Source organism: Teichococcus aerophilus (assembly GCF_014490485.1).
GTDB lineage: Bacteria > Pseudomonadota > Alphaproteobacteria > Acetobacterales > Acetobacteraceae > Pseudoroseomonas > Pseudoroseomonas aerophila.
Genome location: NZ_JACTVA010000118.1, coordinates 1 through 2845 on the forward strand (window position 1 = coordinate 1; position 2845 = coordinate 2845).

Here is a 2845-nt window from a genome sequence, read left to right on the forward strand (position 1 = left end):
GCCTGGCGTCACTCTTGGAATCCGTAGACCTGGAGAAGGCTGAAAATCAACTTCGGCAAATTCTTTATCGTGATCCGGCCAGCAAAGGCGCCCTGCTGAGCCTGGCCCGAGTGAGGGAGAAACGCCAGGACCAGGCAGAGGCTGCGCGCATTCTGCAACACCTCGCCGCCCAACATCCCGCGGACGCCGACGTGGGTCTGCAGCACGCCCTTATCTTGGCGGCAACTGGCTGCACAGCCGAGGCAGTGGCGGTGCTGCAACGTCTCGCCGACTCCTCAGCTGCTTCGGCTAAGATCCTCCTCAAGCTCGGCGAGCTCAGGCGGCAGAACGGCGACTTGGCAGGAGCCGAGGCGATCTTCGCCCGGCTGGTAGCAATGCAGCCGGAAAACACTCAGGCATGGCTGAGGTTAGCCAATACTCAGCATGCCGCCGGAAGTACAGAGCAGGCTCTAACAACGCTGGAGCGGCTCCTCGCTTCCGCGCCGGACAATGCCACGGCACTCCTTCGCAAGGCGGAACTTCTAGCCGCATCAAGGCAAGACGAGGAAGCCATAGTTGCCTTCGAGAATCTTGTTCGCAAACCAGACGCGATCCTAGGTGCATGGATCGGCCTAGCGCGGGTCACGGCGCGGACAAATTCGACCAAGGCAGCTATCGCGCTGCTGCGCCGTGCAGTCGATCGATTTGGACAAAGCGTTAGTCTGGTTCTGGAACTAGCGCGTCAAACACTACAAAGCGGTTGCGACGCAGAGGCGCAGGTCATTATCGACGCGGCCCTATGCCACTTCCCAAACGATCAGGCCCTGCTGCGTATGGCTTGCCTGTTACATATTCTGGCCGGGCGCTTCGCCGCGGCTGAAGCACAGTTTCCTCTGTCGGCCGACCCCAACCCCCGTGACGAGGTCGAGGCGCTCCGCTTTCGCGCCAAGCTTGCATCTGTGCGTTGGCAGCTTGAGGATGCTGTTGCTCTTCATGAGAAGATTGGTGCCTCGGCCCATTCAATTGCGGGAGACTTCCGCACCGAGGCGGGGCTGCGCGCTATGCAGCTCGATGTCGCCGGCGCGCGAATGGCGCTGCGTCAAGCAGTCGACCGAGACTGGACCCGCCTGCGGGCACAGCAGAAATCAACCAATATCTCTCAAGGGCTGGTAGGACAGCTCGTGAACGACATCTGGACTGATTTCTCCGCGGTGTCGGCCGTTTGCGATGCTGATAAGCAGGGTTCTTGGTGGGTTTGGCAAGCGGCCATATCCACGCATTCCCATCACACCGGCGCTGCCATGGCGTTCTTGATCCACCTACGCCGCACCGGACGGTTTGGAAGATTGTCGACCGCACCAGATCTCGGCGGCATCCCACATTACATCCATCAATTTTGGGATTCGTCCGACCTACCCAGAGATGTTAAGGAGCTAACGGAAAGTTGGCGGGATTTTAACCCGGGCTGGATCTATCAACGTCATACCACGATCTCGGCGCAAGCCTTCCTTCAGAGCCTGGACGATGTCCGGCCGGCGCGTGCCTTCCGCCAGATGCGAACAGCTGCAGGCAAGGCCGACATCTTCAGGCTCGCGGTTCTATTTCACCGAGGTGGGATCTATGCTGACGCAGATGATCGCTGCGTGTCGCCGCTAGCGTCTTTTATGGAAGGCCGCAGGTTGGTGCTGCGACAAGAGCAATACGGCACGATCGGTAACAACTTTATTGCTTCCGAGCCAGGCCACCCCGTGATCGGTAAGGCTCTGGAACATGCCGTTGAAGCAGTCTTGCGAGGGGATGCTGAGATGATTTGGTTGTCCACAGGGCCGGGCCTGTTGACGCGCATCTTAGCCGCCCACCTCGCCGCAGATGGCTCAGCGCATTTGGCTACGTTAGGTCGGGAGATATGGGTTACGGACGCGCATGAACTGCGGCAGTTCAGCGTGTCGCACTGCTCGGTGGCGTACAAGCAAACGCCGCGTAACTGGCAGAATGCGGAGTTCGACCAGCGTCAGCGTGCTGTAGGCGCGGCGGTTACTATCGCCTCGTGTACTTAGGCTCAGGATCTATTAAATCCAGCCCTGCGATTTGATGGTGCTGTGATTCCATGGCGGCGGAGGCGCTGATCCAGCGGATCTTGCCCTTTTTCCGCTCTCCCACGGGATGCCCCGAGTGGACGACCAGCGCGTTGTCAGCGGCATCCTCCACGTCATCCGCAACAGCCTGCGCTGGCGCGACGCATCCGCCGAATACGGTCCGCACAAAACCCTCTACAACCGCTTCATCCGCTGGAGCCGCATTTGGGTCTTCAATCGCATCCTCGCCGGGCCGGCTGGACGCAAAGGCCAGCCGGACCGGCTGATGATCGATGCGACCCATCTCAAGGCGCATCGCGCCGCCGCCAGCCCGCTCAAAAAGGGGTTGTACCCGGCCGTGTCGGGCGCACCAAGGGCGGCTTGAACTCCAAGCTGCATGCCGCCTGCGATGGCCAGAACCGCCCGCTCGTCCTGCTGCTCTCGGAAGAGCCGGATGAGCGACCACATGAGCGCCATCCTGATGTTGCCCAGCCTGCCACCCGCCACAGCCCTGCTCGGCAACAAAGGCTATGATTGCAACCAACTCGGCCAAGCCCCCATCGACCGCGGCACCGTATCGAGAACATGTTCGGACGACTGAAAGACTGGCGGCGCATCGTCATGCGCTATGACCGCTGCGCCCACACTTTCTTCTCCGCCATCTGCCTCGCCTGCTCCGTACTCTTCTGGATCAATGAGTCCTGGGCCTAGAATCTGTTATGGACCTGGGGTGAGTAGAGCGGCCTGTTTGAGCATGAGGCAGACGAAGGCGACGAGGTGGAGATCGGCAA

General features: G+C 60.5%; 1 protein-coding gene and 1 pseudogene. Both read left to right on the forward strand.

Going from position 1 to position 2845, the window contains the following annotated elements:
* The coding region (locus IBL26_RS25325) for a tetratricopeptide repeat protein (protein ID WP_206684311.1) at positions 1–2036 on the forward strand (2036 nt) is incomplete at its 5' end.
* A gap of 88 nt (positions 2037–2124) precedes the next feature.
* Positions 2125–2765: pseudogene (locus IBL26_RS25330) on the forward strand (IS5 family transposase); the annotation flags it as partial.
* Between the last annotated feature and the right edge of the window lie 80 nt (positions 2766–2845).